This window comes from Streptomyces sp. NPDC030838, from assembly GCF_055572035.1.
The window spans coordinates 719,441-737,782 of the sequence record NZ_JBVIED010000001.1; the positions used below are offsets into that span (position 1 = coordinate 719,441).

The 18,342-nt window shown below is 73.8% G+C and carries 13 protein-coding genes and 3 tRNA genes; 9 read left to right on the forward strand and 7 right to left on the reverse strand.

Translation table 11 applies throughout. The annotated features are described in order from the left end of the window. Positions 1–26: 26 nt before the first annotated feature. The gene (locus ACZ42A_RS03245; RefSeq protein ID WP_468525407.1) at positions 27–3,671 is read right to left on the reverse strand and encodes a S8 family serine peptidase; all 3,645 of its coding nucleotides are present in this window, start codon (positions 3,669–3,671) and stop codon (positions 27–29) included. A 209-nt stretch (positions 3,672–3,880) separates the two neighbouring features. Here ACZ42A_RS03245 and ACZ42A_RS03250 point away from each other — a divergent pair, with 209 nt between their 5' ends. The 5 genes from ACZ42A_RS03250 (at position 3,881) to ACZ42A_RS03270 (ending at position 12,577) form a co-directional block, all read left to right on the forward strand. Further along, positions 3,881–4,213 (forward strand): CU044_2847 family protein, encoded by a 333-nt coding sequence (locus ACZ42A_RS03250; protein WP_468525408.1) that lies wholly within the window; start codon positions 3,881–3,883, stop codon positions 4,211–4,213. After that, positions 4,210–5,871, forward strand: coding sequence for a VMAP-C domain-containing protein (locus tag ACZ42A_RS03255; RefSeq protein ID WP_468525409.1), 1,662 nt, complete (start codon positions 4,210–4,212; stop codon positions 5,869–5,871). Before ACZ42A_RS03250 ends, ACZ42A_RS03255 begins: the two co-directional genes overlap by 4 nt. 26 nt (positions 5,872–5,897) lie before the next feature. Next, the gene (locus ACZ42A_RS03260; protein WP_468525410.1) at positions 5,898–6,908 is read left to right on the forward strand and encodes an AAA family ATPase; all 1,011 of its coding nucleotides are present in this window, start codon (positions 5,898–5,900) and stop codon (positions 6,906–6,908) included. Next, entirely contained in the window at positions 6,898–11,391 is a 4,494-nt protein-coding gene (locus tag ACZ42A_RS03265) for an SAV_2336 N-terminal domain-related protein (protein ID WP_468525411.1), read from the forward strand. The genes ACZ42A_RS03260 and ACZ42A_RS03265 overlap by 11 nt, the downstream gene beginning before the upstream one ends. 148 nt (positions 11,392–11,539) lie before the next feature. Then, positions 11,540–12,577, forward strand: a complete 1,038-nt coding sequence (locus ACZ42A_RS03270) for a rod shape-determining protein (RefSeq protein ID WP_468525412.1) — start codon at positions 11,540–11,542, stop codon at positions 12,575–12,577. 42 nt (positions 12,578–12,619) lie between these two features. On the opposite strand, the gene ACZ42A_RS03275 is transcribed toward ACZ42A_RS03270, so the two are convergent. Together ACZ42A_RS03275 and ACZ42A_RS03280 are read right to left on the reverse strand one after the other, a co-directional pair. Continuing rightward, entirely contained in the window at positions 12,620–13,597 is a 978-nt protein-coding gene (locus tag ACZ42A_RS03275; RefSeq protein WP_468525413.1) for an anti-sigma factor RsbA family regulatory protein, read from the reverse strand. Then, the gene (locus ACZ42A_RS03280; RefSeq protein ID WP_468525414.1) at positions 13,594–13,902 is read right to left on the reverse strand and encodes an STAS domain-containing protein; all 309 of its coding nucleotides are present in this window, start codon (positions 13,900–13,902) and stop codon (positions 13,594–13,596) included. The genes ACZ42A_RS03275 and ACZ42A_RS03280 overlap by 4 nt, the downstream gene beginning before the upstream one ends. 163 nt (positions 13,903–14,065) lie before the next feature. Between ACZ42A_RS03280 and ACZ42A_RS03285 the strand changes: the two genes are divergently transcribed. Beyond that, positions 14,066–14,617: an STAS domain-containing protein gene (locus ACZ42A_RS03285; protein ID WP_468525415.1), complete on the forward strand. Its 552-nt coding sequence runs from the start codon at positions 14,066–14,068 to the stop codon at positions 14,615–14,617. 245 nt (positions 14,618–14,862) lie between these two features. Beyond that, positions 14,863–15,093 carry a hypothetical protein gene (locus tag ACZ42A_RS03290; RefSeq protein WP_468525416.1) on the forward strand — a complete coding sequence of 77 codons (231 nt, stop codon included), beginning with the start codon at positions 14,863–14,865 and terminating at the stop codon, positions 15,091–15,093. A gap of 34 nt (positions 15,094–15,127) precedes the next feature. On the opposite strand, the gene ACZ42A_RS03295 is transcribed toward ACZ42A_RS03290, so the two are convergent. The 4 genes from ACZ42A_RS03295 to ACZ42A_RS03310 form a co-directional block, all read right to left on the reverse strand. Next, positions 15,128–15,604, reverse strand: a complete 477-nt coding sequence (locus ACZ42A_RS03295; protein WP_468525417.1) for a DUF7919 family protein — start codon at positions 15,602–15,604, stop codon at positions 15,128–15,130. A gap of 302 nt (positions 15,605–15,906) precedes the next feature. Next, a tRNA-Ile gene (locus ACZ42A_RS03300) sits at positions 15,907–15,980 on the reverse strand. 189 nt (positions 15,981–16,169) lie between these two features. Continuing rightward, positions 16,170–16,242, reverse strand: a tRNA-Asn gene (locus ACZ42A_RS03305). A 5-nt stretch (positions 16,243–16,247) separates the two neighbouring features. Further along, positions 16,248–16,320: transfer RNA gene (locus ACZ42A_RS03310), tRNA-Asn, on the reverse strand. A 167-nt stretch (positions 16,321–16,487) separates the two neighbouring features. Between ACZ42A_RS03310 and ACZ42A_RS03315 the strand changes: the two genes are divergently transcribed. Continuing rightward, positions 16,488–16,760, forward strand: coding sequence for a YtxH domain-containing protein (locus tag ACZ42A_RS03315; protein ID WP_468526123.1), 273 nt, complete (start codon positions 16,488–16,490; stop codon positions 16,758–16,760). A 92-nt stretch (positions 16,761–16,852) separates the two neighbouring features. Then, the gene (locus tag ACZ42A_RS03320) at positions 16,853–18,304 is read left to right on the forward strand and encodes a xylulokinase (protein ID WP_468525418.1); all 1,452 of its coding nucleotides are present in this window, start codon (positions 16,853–16,855) and stop codon (positions 18,302–18,304) included. Positions 18,305–18,342: the final 38 nt, after the last annotated feature.

Consider the following 18,342-nt stretch of genomic DNA (forward strand, 5'->3'; position numbering starts at 1 on the left):
ACGCCGTCCGTGCCGAACAGCCAGGGTCAGCGCACGCCCACCGCCCGGATGATCTCCTGGACCACCGAGCCGCCCCGGTCGTCCCGCGCCGACGCCCGCAGGGAGACGTACGCGGCGCCCTCCGGCACGGTCAGCGTGCCGCGCCAGGCGGCTGGACCGTCCCCGGTGAGCGCCACCTCGCGCCACGACTTCCCCTCGTCGTACGACACTTCGAGCCTCCCGCCACCGAGGGTCCCGGTGTCCGGCGCGCCCCGCACGTACTCGGCGTACAGCCCGACCGGCAGCCGTCCCTCGCCCACCGTCCCCGCGAGGTCGGTGCCGACGTCGAAGCCGAGGTTGATCAGCGGCAGGAAGGTGCGCCGGTCCTCGGGGGTCTCGGCCGAGCGGAACGTCCACTCGGTGTAGCCCTTCGTCGCCGGGTCCCAGTGGGCCGGGTCGAGCGCGGTGTCGGTGACCACCTTGTAGGTGCGCTCCTCGGCGGGCGCGTCCCACACATACGCGGCGCTGCTCTTGCGCCGGTCGACCAGCTCCCCGTCCAGATACACCTCCGTGGTCTGGGACATGCCGGTCTCCTCGCTCCACACGTCGCCGAAGCCGGTGTGGTCGGGCCCGGAGTCGCCCCAGCCGGGGGTGTTGAACTGGAGCTGGTTGCCGGTGCGCTGCTGGCCCCAGCCGAGGCCGGTGCCGAGCCAGGGGTGCCAGACCGGCCTGAACCAGTTCAGCGCGGGGCGCGTGCCGCCCCGGTAGCGGACGAGGCCGCTGCGCTGCTCCAGCTCCCCGTCCCCGAGGTCCACCGACTCGTGCCACAGCTGACCGGGGCCGGTGGAGACGTAGTCGGTCCGCTCGGCCGGATAGTCGACGCGCTCCTTGAAGCCGACGCCGATGGGGAAGGTGTCGGTGATCGAGTAGCGGAACTCCCCGCCGGAGACCGGCTTCGGCGCGTGGAACCGGGTCCGCAGGGCCGCGAGGTCGTCGGGTGCGGGTGCGTAGGTGAGATCGCGGTCCGGGACGGCGCCCGGGTAGCCCTTCGACAGGTCGTAGACGTACGGCGTGTTCCGCGTGCCCGTCATGTCGACGCTCCCGGCGTCCCGCAGCCGGGCCGCGTCGGCCGCGTCGAGGGTGGCGATCGGGAAGGGACGGTCGCCGTTGTCGTCGGAGCCCCACCAGGCGTTCAGCCGGCCGGGCGCGTCGTCCGTCACGAACAGCGCCTTCACGCCCGCCTCCTGGGCGGCCTGGGCGAGCGCGGCCGGCTCCGTGCCCTCGGTCAGCTCGGCCAGTACCGCCCGGCCCGCGAGGTCGCCGGTGAGCGGTCCGTCCCCGACGTCCACCAGCGGCAGGCGGGTGCGCCCGTCGAGCAGCGTGCTGCCGGGCTGGGCCAGCGCCTCGCGGACGCCCTTCACCTCCAGCAGCGGCTTGCCGAGCCGCCACACCGTCCGGTACTCGAAGCCGCCCTGGGTGACCTTCCGGGTGGGCGCGGCGAAGACGCTGTCGTACTTCACCGGCACCAGCGCCGCGCCGAACAGTTCGGCGCCGTGCGCGCGGCGGTCGTACTCCATGAGCAGCTGCCGTCTCTCGGTGCGCCGGTCGACGTCGGCCCTGATCTCCCGCAGCTCACGGCCGTCGAGCGTGATCTCCGTGTCCCGGTCGAGGACGATCTCCGGGTCCGCGAGGAAGCCGAGGCCGAGCGAGTCGGCGCCATGGCTGCCGCGCACGTCGAGGAAGGAGGTCACGCCGTACGTCCCGGGCGCGAGCCGCAGCCGCAGCGTGCCGGAGTCGCCGACGTACGCCCGGGCCGGGTCGGCACCCTCGGCGAGCCGCTGCACGACCAGGTCGGCGGGGGTGGGAGCGCCGTCGCGGTCCTTCACGTGGACCGTGAGCGTGTATCGCTCCTCCTCCTTGACCAGCCCGAACGCGGTGTGCGCGACCGGGACGCCGGCGACGGCGGCCACGATCCGCCCGCTGGTGTTCCCGACCGGCGCCTTCGCCCCGTCCCCGGTCACGGTGGTGGACGCGGTGCCGTGCGCGGGCACGGTGAGGGTGGAGTCGGCGAGGGTGGCGACCCCGTCGCCGCCCTCCACCGACAGGCTCAACTCCACGGGCTCGTCACCCGAGTTCGCGTAGGTGACGGTCCTCGTCACCGGCTCGTTCGACTCGTACGGCCAGCGGTGGAAGCCCAGGTCCACGCTGCCCGTCGCGGTGACCCGCGCCCGCACCGCGTCCGGCACGCTGACCCGGCCCGCGCCCAGCCGGTACGCGGAGGCGTCCAGCGGCGTGGACGTCGACATCAGCGCGTCCTTGAGCCGGGCGCCCGTCCAGTCCGGGTGCCGCTCGGCGAGGAGCGCGGCCACGCCCGCGACATGCGGGGTCGCCATGGACGTACCGCTCATGGAGGTGTAGGCGCCGCTGCCCGCGCTCAGCGAGGAACGGGCGGCGAGGATACCGACACCGGGCGCGGACAGGTCCGGCTTGAGGGCGTTGTCGCCGTACCGGGGTCCGCCGCTGGTGAAGTACGCGGCCTCGTCGGCGGAGTCGACGGCGCCGACGGTGAGGGCCGCGTCGGCGGCGCCGGGCGAGCCGATCGAGGAGGGGGCGCCGGTGTTGCCGGCCGCGACGACGAAGAGGGCGCCGGTCTCCGCGGAGAGGGTGTTCACCGCCTGTGCCATGGGGTCGGTGCCGTCGCTGGGTTCGGTGGAGCCGAGGCTCATGGAGACGATGTCGGCGCCGACCTCGCGGGCCGCCCACTCCATGCCGGCGATGATCTGCGACTCGCTGCCCGAGCCCTGGTCGCCGAGCACCTTGCCGACGGCGAGGGTGGCGCCGGGCGCGACGCCCTGCTCCCGGCCGTCGGAGGCGGCGCCGCTGCCGCCGACGGTGGAGGCGACGTGCGTGCCGTGACCGTTACGGTCGGCGGCGCCTTCTTCCGGGTTCTCCCCCTCAATGAAGCTCCGACTCGTGGCGACGCGTCCGGCGAGGTCCGGGTGGCTCGCGTCGACGCCGGTGTCGAGGACGGCGACGGTGACACCCCTGCCGGTGAGCCCGGCCTCCCAGGCCGTCGGGGTCCCGATCTGGGCATTGCTTTCGGCCATGTCGGCGGTGACCCGGCCGTCCAGCCAGACCGCGTCGATCCCGGCGCCCCGCCGGGTGAACTCCCGCCAGAAGTCACGCCCCTTGTGCGCCTCGACGGCGGCCCCGCGCACGGAGGGGAGCGCGCGGGTCCGTTCGGTGCCGCGCGGGGTGGCGGCCCGCATGCCCTTCTCGTACGTCACGATCAGCGGCAGCGCGTCCGCGTGGTCGTCGGCGAGCCCCTGCCGTATCAACGCGTCGACGTCGAAGAGCTGTTCGTCGAGGCTGCCCGCGCGCAGGTAGGGCAGTGCCTCGTCCGGTACGACGGTGACGGCGCCGTTCGACGTCTGGGTCCGCACCGTCCCGGTGGCGCCCCGGGGCCGTTCGACCTCGACGGTCCTCTTCCCGCCGCCCAGGTCGGTGACGGTCACCCTGTCGCCGGTGACGAGGGTGACGGTCCGGGCGGCGCTCGCCGCCCGGGTGGCCGCCGGGGCCTTCGCCGCACCGTCCGTGGTGTCCGCCGCGCCCGCCTGCGCGGTCGGCGGCAGCGGGAGCACGAGCCCCGCCGCCAGGAGGATCGCCCCGCGTCCGACTGGTCCTCTGATCATCCCAAGCCCCTCTCGGTGGAGTGCTGGGACGAGTGTCAGGGGGCTTGTGTTGCAAGTGAGTTGACCGGACGTGGCGGGTTCGCGCTGTGGCGGGTTTCCGCCAGCGCGACGAAGAGCGCGTTCCGGAAGGGCGGACATCCCGAAGTGCGCTCGGCAACAATGGAGTTCGTCGAGGTCACACGCACCACACACGGGGGAGCGCACAACGCATGGACGGCCTGGTGGAGTTCAAGACCGAGGAGGGCGCGCTGATCGTCGTCGAGGGCGTCGAGGACGAGGCCGGCGCCCGGCTGGTCTCGCGCGGCGACGGACCCGCGCAGGCGACGCGCACCTTCGAGGGAGCGCTGGGCGGGGTACGCGCGGCGGCGGAGTCCGCGCTGCGGGTGTTCCGCGACGGCTCGCTCCAACCGGACGCGGTGGAGCTGGAGTTCGGCATCAAGCTCAGCGCGGAGACCGGGGCGGTGATCGCCAAGGGTGCCGCGGAAGGACACATCCTCGTCCGGCTGAGCTGGACGCCGGAGCAGGCCGCCGGGCAGGCATGAGCACGTCCGCCTGGCACGCCCGGATCGTGTGCGGGAGGGAAGTCGGCGCGGGCTTCCTGGTCTCCGCGCGCCGGGTGCTCACCTGCGCCCACGTCGTACGGTTCAGCGACACCGCGGAGATCACCGTCACCTTCCCGGGCCGGCGCGACCTGGGCGCCGTCACCGCCACCGTCGCCGTGCACGGCGGCTGGCGGGGCGGCGCCGCCGATCCCGGCGATCTCGCGGTGCTGGAGCTGGCGCGGGAGGTGCCGGTCGCCCCGGCCGCCTTCGCCCCGCCCGGCGCCGAGCAGGGCAGCCCGCAGCTGGTGGCGTACGGCTTTCCCAAGGGGTACGAGGAGGGCATGCTCGCCGAGTACCGGGCGCTGCCCGGGCCGCTGATCTCCGGCGAGTGGGTCCAGCTGGAGGCCCTGACCGCGCACGGGCAGCCGCTGGCCGCCGGGTTCAGCGGGGCCGCGGTGACCCTGGCGGACGGCACGGTGGTCGGGATGGTGTCCGCGATCGCCGGCGACCGGGCCGTACGGGTGGGCCGGATGCTGCCCACCGAGGTCATGGCCCGCTACTGGGACGGGCTGGGCGAACTGGTGCCCACGCCCGGGCACGGCGCGGACACGCGCGGACGGCTGTACGCGCTGCTCCGGCAGGCGGAGGACGCCCGCCTGCCGTGCGACCCGAACCGGCTCTACGTCGACGCGGTGGGCGCCTTCGGGCCGCCGCTGCCGGAGGGCGGCTTCGGCTCCCTGGCACGGGCGGCGGCGTATGTGCAGTGGGAGGTGCCGGACCCGGACGCGGTGACGCGCTTCGCGGACCGGCTGGCGGACCTGCTGGCGCCGCGGCCCGCGGAGCCCGCGGCGGCGCCCGTGGGCTGGTCGCCCATCGTCGTCGAGATAGAGCACAGCGGCGCGGGCGCCGACCAGGTCACCGTCGAGGTCTCCGCGTACCGCGACGGCCACCGCCGCCCGGTCGGCGCGCGCCGCCTGCCGCGCACCGGGGTGCGGGCCTACGTACAGGAGCGCATCGACGAGGCGTTCACCCAGCTCGCGCCGGACGCCGAGGAGCTGATCACCTTCGTGCTGCCGCGGGAGTGGCTGAACGAGCCGGTCGCCCGCTGGGAGTGCAGCCCCGACGACCCCACCCCGCTGGGCTGCGCCTATCCCCTCGTCGTCGCCGACCGCGCCCGGCACCGCAGCGGCCGGCTGCGCCACCAGCTCGCCAAGAAGTGGCAGAAGCTGGACGTCTGCGGCGGCACGCCCCCGCACCGGATCGGCTGCGGCACCCCGGAGCGCCCCCCGAGCCTGCGCAAGCGGCTGCGCGACCACGACGCCGGGCTGGCGGCCTACGCCGCCCCGCCCACCGCCGTACGCCAGCACTTCGAGGTCGGCCTCAACGTGCCCGTCCCCGTCCTGCTGTGGCCGCGCACCGGCTGCCCCGGCACCGCCCACGACGGCCCCTGCGACGGCGACGCCTTCCTCGACGAGCTCACCGAGTCCGTCACCGGCGTCCCGCCCGCCGACCTGCCCCGCCATGTCCGCACCCTGCGCGAGACCGCGGAGGCCGCCGACGAACCCGACCGGCACTGGGCCCGCGACCTGCAGCTGATGTGGGACGACCCGCGCTGCTTCCCCGAGCCGACCGCCTGCCTGCACTCGCCCGTAGCCTGACCACTCATCGCGAAGAAGGACCCGTCATGCCCCTGTGGCCCGTCTACACCGGCACCAACGAGCCGCACGACGGCATCCTCAAGCTGCCCCCGCCGCCGCCCTGGCGGGCCTTCGACGGCGGCCCGGTGCTCGATCCGCCGTCGGACGCCGACGACGCCTCCGCCGGCTCCCCCGACCGCACCCACCGCGCGGAGACCTACCAGGCCACGCCCGAGACCGTGCAGCTGGTCAACGCCGCCCTCTATCTGCGCCGCCCGCTGCTGGTCACCGGCCCGCCCGGCACCGGCAAGTCCTCGCTGGCGTACGCGGTGGCGCGCGAACTGCGGCTCGGCCCGGTGCTGCGCTGGAACATCACCAGCCGCAGCACCCTGCACGACGGCCTCTACCAGTACGACCCGCTCTCCCGCCTGTACGCCGCCCGGCAGAGCCTGAGCGGCGGCCCCGGCGAGTCCGGCGTCGAGAACCACCTGCGCCTGGGCCCCCTGGGCACCGCGCTCCTCCCCCACACCCGCCCCCGCGCCCTGCTGATCGACGAGATCGACAAGAGCGACCTCGACCTGCCCAACGACCTGCTGAACGTGCTGGAGGAGGGCCAGTACGAGATCCCCGAGCTGGTGCGCGCGGCCCGTCACACGCCCGTCGCGGAGGTCCTGGCGGACGGCACCGACGCCCGCGTACCGGTCACCCGGGGCCGGGTCCGCTGCCGGGCCTTCCCGTTCGTCGTCCTCACCAGCAACGGCGAACGCGAGTTCCCGCCCGCGTTCCTGCGCCGCTGCGTCACCCTGCGGCTGCGCCAGCCCGACGACCGGCACCTCGCCGACATCGTCCGCGCCCACCTGGGCGAGCCGGACGACTACGCCCAGCGTCTGATCGAGCGGTTCCTGTCCAGGGTGGGAGGCGGCGACCTGGCCACCGACCAACTTCTGAACGCCATCTACCTGGCCCGCGCCTCCGACCTGGGCGCCGAGTCCCTGGACGAGCTGGCCGAACAGCTGATGCCGTACCTGGGCCAGGCCCCGCAGCCCGATGCCTTCTGAGAACGCGCTGACGCGCCTCGCCGGCCTCCTCGCCGAGGCGTCCTCCGGCGACCGCCCCACCCCGCGGGAACTGGCGGAACTGCTGTGGCTGGCGGGGCGGATGGAGCCCGCGCCGGAGCAGCCGAGTGGGGAGCGGGAGCAGGCACGGAAGGCCGGGCCCCAGGCCGGTGACCGGCCCCCGCCGCCGCCGCGCGACCCCGAGGAGCAGCGGCCGGAGACCCCACGCGCCCCACTCCACCTGCCGTCCTCGACCACGACGGCGGCCCAGGACCGGCCGGGACCCCGCCACGCCTCCCTCCTGGCCCCCGCACCCCCGATGCTGCGCCACCCGCTGGCCCTGCAACGCGCCCTGCGCCCCCTGAAGCGCCGTACCGACGCACCGTACGGCCAGGAACTGGACGAGCGGGCGACCGCCGAGCACATCGCCCGCCTGGGCGCGGACCCCGACTGGTGGCTGCCGGTCCTGCGCCCGGCCCGGGAACGCTGGCTGCGCCTGCGCCTGGTGCACGACACCGGCCCCACCATGCCCGTCTGGCGCCCCCTGATCCGCGAACTGCACACCGCGCTCGCCCAGTCCGGGATCTTCCGTACGGTCACCCTGCACCGCGCCGACCCCGACGGCACGGTGCCCGGCGACACGGCGCACACCCCCGCCGACGGACGCACCGTCACCCTGCTCGTCAGCGACTGCATGGGCCCGCAGTGGCGCAAGGGCCCGGCGGCCGACCGCTGGTACGCCACACTGCACCGCTGGGCGCACCGGATGCCGCTGGCGGTCATCCAGCCCCTGCCCGAACACCTGTGGCGCGACACGGCACTGCCGACGACGCCGGGCCGCCTGTCGGCACCGGCCCCGGCGGCGCCCACGGCCTCACTGCTGTTCACCCCGTACGACGGACCCGGGGAGGACGAGTGGGACGCCGCCGTCCCCCTCCCGGTCCTGGAACCGGAACCGGACTGGCTGGCGAACTGGGCGGGCCTGACCGCGAGTACCGGCGGCACGGAACACCCGGCGGCCGTGGCCCGCCTGACCACCACCCCGCCGCCCCCGGACGCCCGCACGGACCTGGCCCTCCTCACCCCCGAGGAACTGGTCCTCCGCTTCCGCGCGACCGCCTCCCCGGAGGCCTTCCGCCTGGCCGCACATGTGGCGGTGGGCCGCCCCGACCTGCCGGTGATGCGCCTGGTCCAGGCGGCGGTGGAACCCGACCCGCGCCCCCGGCACCTGGCCGAGGTCATCCTCAGCGGCCTGCTGACGACGGTCCCCGGCCCGCCGGGCTCGTACGCCTTCCGCCCCGGAGTACGCGACCTCCTGCTCCGCGGCCTGCCCCGCACGGCCCGCAGCCGCACGACGGAACTCCTGGAGCGGGTCGGCGGCCTGATCGACACCCGCGCGGGCAGGGCACCGGGCGAGTTCCTGGCGGCGACTCCGGCGGAGGGCGGTACGGGGACCGCGGCGGAGGGGGAGGCGTTCGCGACGGTCAGCCAGGAGAGCGTGCGGCGGCTGACGGGGACCGTGCCCGCGCCGGTGGGCCCGGGGGACCGGTACCGGCTGCTGAAGCCCGTGCGACCGGGTGGCTCGCTGTGGCAGGCGCACGACACACAGAGGGACCGGCAGGTCATGGTGCGGCTCGCCTCCGCACCCGTCACCGCGGAGCGCCGCCAGGCCTTCCTGCGGGACGCGCAGGCCCTGGCCCGGCTCGACGACCCGAACATCGTCGCCGTCCTCGACCACGGCCTCCGGGACGGCATGCCGTACGTCGTGACGGAGTACCTGGACGGCATCCGCCTGGACGCCCTCGGTTCCCCGGGAGGGCTTCGTCTCCCGGCCCTCCTCGTGGTGTCGATCGGGAGCCAGCTCGCCCGGGCCCTGATCGCCCTGCACCGGGCGAACGCGGTCCACGGAGCCCTCGACCTGACACGCGTGGTGCTCCTGCCCGACGGGACGGCGAAGCTGACGCTGTCCGACCTCGGGCAGCAGTCGGGCCCGGAGGCATTCGCGCGGGACCTGCACGCCCTCGGGGCGCTGCTCTGGCAGCTGTCGTCGGGCAGCCCCTTCCAGCCCGGCACGCGTGTCACCGCGGACCGGCTGTCCGCGCTCCCGTCCGCGCTGCGCGGCCTCTACAGCGCCGCGCTCGCCGACACTCTGTCCGGAAGCCTCACCCGGCAGCGGGAGGGTGCGGCCCGGCTGCAGCGCCGTACCCTGCTCGACCTGGCACGAGCGGACCACGTTCCGCTTCGCTACGTCCTCTTCGGCCGCCCCGCCGTCACCCGTGGCGCCGCACAGCCGGTCGCCACGGGCTCACCGCAGGAGCGGGCGATGCTGTGCATGCTGCTCCTGTCCCACGGACGCATGGTGTCCCACGCGAAGCTCGTCGACGGCATCTGGGGCGAACAGGCCCCGCCACGCGCCGCCGAACTGCTGGGCACCTACGCCTCCCGGCTGCGCAACGCGCTGGGTCCCGGGGTGCTGGCCGCGCTGCCCGGCGGCTACGCCCTGCACACCAGCGCCGACCACGTCGACCTGCTGGACTGTCAGCAGCTGGTCGCCCGGGCCGAGGCGGCACGCGCCGCCGGTGATACCGAGAGGGCGCGCGGCCATCTGTCCGCCGCGCTGGACCTCTGGAGCGGACCCGCGCTGGAGGACGTCTCCGGCCCGGCCGCCCAGACCGCCCGCACCCGCCTGCTCCAGCTCCGCCTGAATCTGTGGCGCACCCGCGCCGAACTCGACCTGGACCTCGACGAGGTGGACCGCGCCGCGGACGACCTCGCCAACCTCGTCCACGCCTATCCGTCCCGGGAGGACTTCCGCCGCCTCTACCTCATTGCCCTGCGCCGCCAGGGCCGTATAGAGGAGGCCCTGGAGGCCTATGAGGAGTACGAACTCTCCGGCGGCACCAGCCCCGAGCTGCTGGCCCTGGGACAAGAGCTGCGCGAGGAGTTCGGCGAGCCGCCGGAGGAGACCGAGCAGGCGACTCACGAGGACAACCTCACCGAACCCGACGACCTGCCGGCCGGCTCCTTCCCCACGGAGGAGGACCTGCCGTCGCTGCTCGCACAGGACGAGGAGTCGCAGGAAGAGAGGCCGCTGCCGCGGGACGAGGTGCCGGAGAGTCTGTTCCCGGAGGAGCGGAGGTGGGCCGACTTCGAGTTCGCGGACGGCCCCCAGGACGCCGAGACCCACCGGCTGCTGGCGCGGACGATCACGCGATGGGAGACGGAGAACGGCCGGGGTCCGGAACAGTACCCGTTGATCAGGCGGGACGTCGGCTACTCCATGCCCACCACACCGGACAGGTTCCGGGCCCTCAGGGACCGCTTCCCCGAACTCCTCACCAATCTCCACGGCACCCGGCTGTTCGTCACCTACCGGTCCGCGCCGGGGCAGGGCATGTCCGACGAGGAGGAGACGACCCGGCAGGGCCTGGACACCGTACAGGGCCTGATCCGCATCGAACCCGGTCTCCTGAGCGAGCTGAGAGAGACACGCCCCGTCATCGCCTACCACCACACGGAGCTCGACGAGACCGGCCCGGCGGTCAACGGCCTCCCTGTCTTCACCGCGCGCGGCGAGGCGGTCTGGTGGGTCTCCGACCTGGAGGAAGCGACCCTCGAGGGACCGGAGGACGTCGGCGACCTTGTGCGGAGGCATGTCGCCGCCCAGCTGCGCCGGCTGACGCTTCACTACCCTCCCACCAGCGCGACCCAGGCCCACACGGCCCTCCAGGAGGGCCTGGCCGACTTCGCCGTACCCGGCCACGAAGTCCGCTGGGCCGTCTCCCTCACCGCCAACTTCACCCCCGCCCCCGCCCTCCCCCGCCGCTCCGACACCACCGCCGCCCGGGCACTCCGCGCTGCGGAGGCCGTGATCTTCGGGTTCGACGGCACGCTGACGCGGCTCTACACGGAGGACAGCCGTTCCGAGACCCTGCGCGACCTCGCCCGGCTCCTCACCGAGAACAGAAGCCCGGACGACGCCCTCACCGGTCGCCCCCTGCTGCCGCCGGGGGTCGAGGTCACACCGCAGGGTCACCGCCTCCACCCCCTGGACCTCCTCCGGACCTTCAGGGACAGCCCCCACGCCCACGCACTGCACATCCGCCTCTCGGCGGCCGAACGAGTGGCGGCCCGCGCCGCGATGCCCGCCCCCAACGCCGACCTGGTCGTCCGCACGCTCGCCGACAAGGGCAAGAAGCTGGCCGTGGTCACCGACACGGCACCGCACGTCGCGACGGCCTACCTGGAGCGCCGCGGCCTCCTGGACTCCTTCGACGGCGGTGTCCACGGCCGCGACACCGGTCGTACCCCGCTGCCACCCGACCCCGACACCGTGCGGCGGGCCATCGTCCGGCTCGGCGTACCGCCCGCCGAGTGCCTCGTGGTCGGCACGACGACCGCCGAGGAACAGGCGGCGCGCGCGGCGGGTGCGCCCTTCCTGCCCAAAGCGCTCCGCCCGCTCCTCGACGCCGCCCGGGAGCTGTGACCGGACCACGACCACCCCCGAATCGCCCATTCAGCCGCGCCCCGCCCGGCCCCCCACAAAAGGCGCCCCCGCCCCCGGCCCGCGCACGATGCGAACAGAGGCCCGCCGCCCGGCGGCCCACGGTCTGTGCTCTCGGGAGGACCCTGCCATGACCGCCAGTCTGGAGCAGCTGCGCCGCTGCCACTTCGCCGTCGACCTGGGCGCGGCGAGGACGCGGGTGTACGTCAAGGGCGCCGGGCTCGTCGTCGACCAGCCGTCCGCCGCCGCCGTGAACACCAAGACCGGAGCGCTGATCGCGGTCGGCGAGTTCGCGGAGAAGATGACGGGCCGTACCCCCGGCTACATCCGTGTCGTACGGCCGGTCTCCGGCGGCACGGTCGTCGACATCGAGATGGCGCAGCGGATGCTGCGTCATCTGCTCGGTGACAAGATCCGCCGCAGTCTGCGTCGCAAGCCCCGGCTGCGGGCCGCCGCCTGCACCCCGCACGACGCGGACCCGCTGGCCCAGCGGGCGACCGTCGAGACCCTGGTCGGTCTCGGCGCCCGCCGGGTCGAACTCGTCGACACCCTCATCGCTGCCGCCGTCGGCTGCGGACTGCCCGTGGAGCAGCCGGAGGCGACGATGGTGCTGGTGTGCGGCGCGGCCGCCACGCAGGTCGCCGTGCTGTCCCTCGGGTCGATCGTGACCGCCGAGCGCATCCCGGTCGGCGGCGAGGCGGTCGACCACGCGATCGTGCAGCATCTGCGCCACGAGCACGAGTTGATGCTGCCGAGTCAGTCCGTACGGCCGTTGCAGCTCGCCCTGTCCGGGAACGGGCTCACCCCGCAGGGACCCGCCTCGACGGAGATCCACGGCCGGGACGTGGCCACCGGCCTCGCCCGGTCCGTGCAGGTCGACACCGCAGCCGTGCGGGACGCCATCCAGACCCCGCTCACCGCGGTGCTCGACGGCATCGGCAAGGTGCTGCGGGACTGCCCGCCGGACCTGGTCGCCGACCTCGCCGACCGGGGGATCATGATGGTCGGCGGCAGCGCGCTGCTGCCGGGCCTGGACCAGATGCTGCGGCAGGCGACCGGCATGCCGGTGCACATCGCCGAACGACCCGACGTGTGCGCGGTGCAGGGGCTCGGCGCGATGCTGGAGGGCAAGATCGAGCCGCTGGTACTGGACCCGCTGGCCACCTGAGCCACCGGCGCGCTCCCGAGAACCCCCGGGGCGCGGCGCCGGTCAGGCCGCGAACCAGCAGCGCACCGTCGTCCCCGTGTCCCCGGTGTGCAGCCGCACCAGGTCGGCCACCAGGTTCACCAGCAGCAGCCCGCGCCCGCCGCGCTGCTCCTGTGGAGCGGGCCGGCGCCCGGCCAGGGGGTCCGCGAGCCGCCCCTTGTCGCGCACCTCGCACACCACGTACCGGTCCTCCGCCCACACCCGCACGGTGCCGGTGCCGCCGCCGTGCACCACGCTGTTGGTGGTCAGTTCGGCGGTGACGAGGGCCAGGTCGGCGAGCCGGGCGCCGGTGAGGCCGAGGCGCTCCGCCTCGGCGGTGACGGTGTGCCGGGCGGCGGGCAGCGATCCGGCGTCGAACGCGAAGGACAGGGCGCCGGGGACGACGGGCAGCGGCCGGTTGTAGCGGGCGACGATCCCGTCGGGGTCGTAGGCTTCGCTGACCCGCTCCACCTGTTCCGCCGACGGGCCGGTGCCCGCGTGCACCACCGTCGGATGGGTGGCGTACGCGTCGGCGAGCACGTCGGCGTCGAGGCGGCTGAGGTCGTACGGGCACAGGATGGTCACCGGGCGGCCCCTGAAGGCGGCGTTGATCAGCGCCTCGTGCTGGACGCAGGCCGGGTACTCGGTGGCGCTACGGCCCGCCCAGATGGGTTCGCCGATGATCCGCACCCGGCGGCCGGGCGGCTGGGCGTCGGCGAAGGCGCGCAGCACGCCGGGGATGATCCGGCCAGGGTTGCGGCCCGCCTCGCGCATGTCCAGCAGCCGTACCTCGGCGGCGGCGTCGCCCAGCCCGTCCCGCACCAGCCGCAGCCGCTCCCCGGGCACCGCCACCGCGACCGGCTCCCCGGCGGTCAGACCGTCGAGGACGAAGGGGACGGTCCCCGCCAGGTACTCCCGGTCGTCGCGGTAGAACAGGGCGGGGTGGACGAACGGGTCGTCGGCGTGGTGCACGACATCGTTGGGCACGGCATCGGCACTCATGACATCGACACCTCGATCGCCGGCAGGTCGGGCCAGAACAGTTCCAGGGTGCGGCACAGCGCGGCCGGCGGCCTGTGCAACACGAGGCGTCGCCCCCCGGGCAGCCGACGGGCGGCGGCCACCAGCGCACCGGCGCCCGCCACGTCGACGAACGTCACGGCGGACAGCTCCAGATGACACACCTCCTCGCCGTCCTGGACGATCCGTTCCAGCGTGCGCTCCCAGACGGGATGCGTGGCCAGGCCGATCTCTCCGGCCGCCCGCACCCCGCTCCGCTCGGCCAGCGGGTACACCGTCAGCTGCACACCGTCTCCGCGCTCTCTCCTTCGGATGTCAACGCACGTACCCCCGGCGGGCGGAGGTCATTCCCGGCCGCCCGCGCCGGAGCGGGTGTACCACGCCGCGCACCGGGAAGGCGCACGGTGACGCGAGGACCGACACCGATAACGGCCCAAGTCGAGGACGGTTGTGAAGACTGCCGAGTCGAACCCGCTGACCATCGAGAGCCGTACGGACGACTCCGGCCGGGCGCTGCTCACCGCGCGCGGCGAACTCGTCCACGGCTGCGCCGGCATCCTGGCCCGGGCCCTGGCCCGGCTGCCCGCCGGCACCCGCCGCATCGAAGTCGACATGTCCGGCGTGGACTTCATGGACACGGCCGGCCGCGGCTTCCTGGACCTGCTGCGCGACTTCGGCGAGCGCCACATGATCCCCGTGGCCGCGGTGAACTGGCGCGGCCAGCCGCGGGACTTCTGGGAGCTGTGCCGCGAGGTGGAGCAGCTGCGCCGGGCGATGGCGACCCGCCCGGTCATCGACCAGGCCCGCGGCATCCTCATGGCCACCCACGCCTGCACCTCCGACGAGGCCTGGGAGATCCTGCGCGAGGCCTCCCAGCTCTCCAACACCAAGCTCCGCACGGTCGCCGCGACGGTCACCGCGAGCACGGAGGACGCGTCCGCGACACCGCCGGAGAAGGTGGACCGGGCGCTGCGCACGGCGGTGGCCCGCGTCCGGGGCTGACAGAAGCTCAGGGACAGCGACGGCCTGCCCGGGCGAGTGGTGGCGGCGTGAACGTCACATCCTCCAGCCACACGCTCACGGGCCGGTCGGTGACGAGCGGCGCGTGGTAGCCCGCGATGTCCGCCCCGCGCGGCTGTACGCATGGGTGTACCGGGCCCACCGGGCCACCGCGAACGGTTTCAGCGCGGCGTACATCATCGAGTACGTCGTCAGCGGCACGGGCGTCGACCGGGAGCTGGGCGCCCATGGACCTGCTCGCCCTCGGCGCGCTCGCCCGCGGCGTGTGGCGGATCAACCGGCGGATCGTCGTCATCGCGAACGCGGTGCAGGAGCTGACGCCGAACGGCGGCGAATCGATCAAGGACGGCGTCCACCGAACCGAGGGCAAGGTCGGCAAAACCGCGCGCGACCTGTCCACCCTGAAGGAGCGGTTCGAGGAGCACCTGGCCGCGGACCACTCCCACGTCATCACGTGACCATCAACGCTGCGCGCGTGAGGTTCGCCCGCCTCTACCCCAGCACCCGTTCCGCGTCATCCGGAACCCAGGGGAAGGGAACGTCGGGCCATCGCGCGGCCGCCCATGCATCGAGATCGACGGCGAGAACGGCATCGATGAAGACCTGTGGCGGTCGGTAGCCGTGGGCGGTGATGTAGTGGGTGATCAGGAACGGAGCGGCATAGGTGAGGCCGGGCTTGCCCGGGATCCGTACCTCCCCGTTCCCTTCCGGAGCGACCGCCTCAGGGCACAGGTCGCACTCGTGCACCCCGAGGCAGACGTTCACCCACTGGATCTCCTGAACAGCCCTCAGCCTCTCCACGAACCCCGCGGGGACCGTTCCTGTCGAGTACGGCTTGCCGGCTTCCAGCCACCCGACACTCAGGCGGGTGTATGCGGGGCGATACCAGAGCGCGTAGAAGCCTGACTCCCTGTCCGTGAACTCGTCCTCGTCCTGGTAGTCGTACTCGCTGAGATCTTCGTAGAACACCCGCACATCATTGCCGCACCGTCTCGGTGACCATCTGCAGGCTGGGGCGCTTGCGGATGGGCCATGGTGGTGCCGTCAGGCTCCGCCCGAAGCCGGCGTCCAGAATCGTCTCCGCTCGCCGCTGAGCCGCGCCCCCGGCCAGCGCCCCCGACGCCGACCGGGCCGCTCCATGTCTTGATCGCCTGCGCTTCGGTCGAGCGTTGAGCGAGCTAACGATCTACGGCGTGTCGCTACACGCGTCTGCAGGATGCGGGGCGCACAGTCGGTGCAGGTGAAAACGTTCCTGCACCGACCCGCAGAGGTGGGGCGGGTGGGACTCGAACCCACGGCCGACGGATTATGAGTCCGCTGCTCTAACCGGCTGAGCTACCGCCCCTCGCGGCGCGTCGCGCACATTTGTGCGCGCCGTCTGCCGCAGCATAGCCGCTCATACGATCTCCTGCTCCGGCATGGTCGGCTTCGCACGACCATGAGGACTCCGCCACGGCCCGAGTGGTTCCACCGGACAGGAAACCGGGCGTGAACCAACATGAAAAAGGACCCCGGAGGGTCCTCGTTCAGCATGCTCCCCCGACTGGACTCGAACCAGTAACCTGCCGGTTAACAGCCGGCTGCTCTGCCAATTGAGCTACGGAGGACCGAGCTCCCCCGACTGGACTCGAACCAGTAACCTGCCGGTTAACAGCCGGCTGCTCTGCCAATTGAGCTACGGAGGAATGCCTCGTTGCATCGAACGTACCTACCTGGGTATCCGCCAGGGGGCGCTCGCTCGCTGCGACACATACATTAGCGCAAGCAGGGGGGTGCTCCGCCAATCGGTACCCCCGGGCCCGATGCCGCACCGGAACCGTGCCAGGGACTACGCAAGGAAAGGGTGGCCGCCATGCGTTACCGGCTCACGTTCGTCGTCGGACTCGCTCTGGGTTACGTCCTGGGCACACGGGCCGGGCGCGAGCGCTACGAACAGCTGAAGAAGTCCGCCCAGCGGGTCGCGCAGAACCCGGCCGTCCGCAACACCGCGGAGACCGCCGCCCAGCAGGGCCGCCAGTACGCCGGCAAGGCCTACCACAAGGTCAGCGAGAAGGTCGGCGACCGCATGCCCGACCGCTTCCGCCACAACGGCCGAGACGACGACTGGGGCACGAGCGCCACGTAGCGGTTCCTCTTGATCGCAGGCGACTGCCGCTCCCTGAGGGCGCCCATGCGCCCCGGCTCGAGCAAGCGCGGCGCTACGGCACAATCTGTTCCATGGGGATAGTCGCCGGGCTGGACAGTGCGCCTGATTTCACTCGTATCGTCGTCTGCGACACGGAGACGGGGGCCGTGCTCAGGCAGGGATATGCCCCCCATCCGCTGGAGAGCCCCGACGGCGGCCGGCCCAGCGACATCGATCCACAGGCCTGGCTGCTGTCCCTCGGCGAGGCAGCCGGCGGTGGCCTGCTCGAGGGCGTCCAGGCGATCGGCGTGTCCGCGCAGGCGAACGCGGTGGTCCCGCTCGACGCGCAGGGCAACACCGTCCGCCCGGCCATGGTCGGCGGCGACAAGCGCGCCCAGGTCGCGGCGGCCGACCTGGTCGACGCGCTCGGCGGCCGGGAGGCCTGGGCGCAGGCCGTCGGCTGTGTGCCGCAGGCCGCGCACCCGGTGACCAAGCTGCGCTGGCTGGCGAAGACCGAGCCGGAGGCCGCCGCGCGCACCGCCGTGCTGCTGCAGGCGCACGACTGGCTGGTGTGGCAGCTGCTCGGCCGGCCGGTGCGCCGGACCACCGACCGCGGCGGCGCCTCCGGCACCGGCTACTGGTCCGCCGCCACCGGCGGCTACCGGCCCGATCTCGTGGAGCTGGCGCTCGGGCATCAGGCCATGCTGCCGGAGGTGATCGGACCGTCGGACGCGGCCGGTACGACGCCGGAGGGACTGCTGATCTCCGCCGGGACCGTGGAGACCATGGCGGCCGCGTTCGGGCTGGGGCTCGGGTTCGGTGACGCCGTCGTCTCGCTCGGGGCCTCCGGGTCCGTGATGGCCGTCCATCACGAGGCGCTGCACGACCCGACGGGGACGATCACCTCCCTGGCCGACGCGACCGGGATGCATCTGCCGGTCGTGACCACGCTGAACGCCGTGCGCACCCTGCGCGGCACCGCCGAACTCCTCGGTCTGCCGGATCTGGAGAGCCTGTCCGACCTGGCGCTGAAGTCGACGCCGGGCGCCCACGGACTCGTCCTGCTGCCGTATCTGGAGGGCGAGCGGACGCCGTCGCTGCCGCACACCGCGGGCACGCTGGCGGGCCTGCGGCGGGAGTCGATGAAGCCGGAGCATCTGGCGCGGGCCGCGTTCGAGGGCATGCTGTGCGGGCTCGCCGACGCGCTCGACGTGCTGCGCGGGCGGGGCGTGGAGGTCCGGCGGATCTTCCTGCTGGGCCCGGCCGCCGAGCTGCCCGCCGTGCAGGCCGCGGCGCCGTCCCTGTTCGGCGCGCAGGTCGTCGTACCGCAGCCCGCCGACTACGCGGCGATCGGCGCCGCCCGGCAGGCCGCCTGGGCGCTCGGGGTGTCGCAGGGCGGCCTGGACCCGCGCACTCCGCCGGCCTGGCAGGGGGCGGTGGCGCAGGTGCTGGAGCCCGGCGAGGAGCTCGCGGTGGGGCAGGCGGTACGGCAGCAGTTCGTGTCCGTACGGGAGCAGACCCATCCAGGGGCGTTCCGGTCGTAGCGACCGCCCGTCGGGTTAATCGGTTGAGGTAACGCGGG

Bases quoted from the DNA above. Each gene is read 5' to 3' on its own strand.
- ACZ42A_RS03245 (WP_468525407.1), bottom strand. From the start codon at position 3,671: ATGATCAGAGGACCAGTCGGACGCGGGGCGATCCTCCTGGCGGCGGGG.
- ACZ42A_RS03250 (WP_468525408.1), top strand. From the start codon at position 3,881: ATGGACGGCCTGGTGGAGTTCAAGACCGAGGAGGGCGCGCTGATCGTC.
- ACZ42A_RS03255 (WP_468525409.1), top strand. From the start codon at position 4,210: ATGAGCACGTCCGCCTGGCACGCCCGGATCGTGTGCGGGAGGGAAGTC.
- ACZ42A_RS03260 (WP_468525410.1), top strand. From the start codon at position 5,898: ATGCCCCTGTGGCCCGTCTACACCGGCACCAACGAGCCGCACGACGGC.
- ACZ42A_RS03265 (WP_468525411.1), top strand. From the start codon at position 6,898: ATGCCTTCTGAGAACGCGCTGACGCGCCTCGCCGGCCTCCTCGCCGAG.
- ACZ42A_RS03270 (WP_468525412.1), top strand. From the start codon at position 11,540: ATGACCGCCAGTCTGGAGCAGCTGCGCCGCTGCCACTTCGCCGTCGAC.
- ACZ42A_RS03275 (WP_468525413.1), bottom strand. From the start codon at position 13,597: ATGAGTGCCGATGCCGTGCCCAACGATGTCGTGCACCACGCCGACGAC.
- ACZ42A_RS03290 (WP_468525416.1), top strand. From the start codon at position 14,863: ATGGACCTGCTCGCCCTCGGCGCGCTCGCCCGCGGCGTGTGGCGGATC.
- ACZ42A_RS03315 (WP_468526123.1), top strand. From the start codon at position 16,488: ATGCGTTACCGGCTCACGTTCGTCGTCGGACTCGCTCTGGGTTACGTC.
- ACZ42A_RS03320 (WP_468525418.1), top strand. From the start codon at position 16,853: ATGGGGATAGTCGCCGGGCTGGACAGTGCGCCTGATTTCACTCGTATC.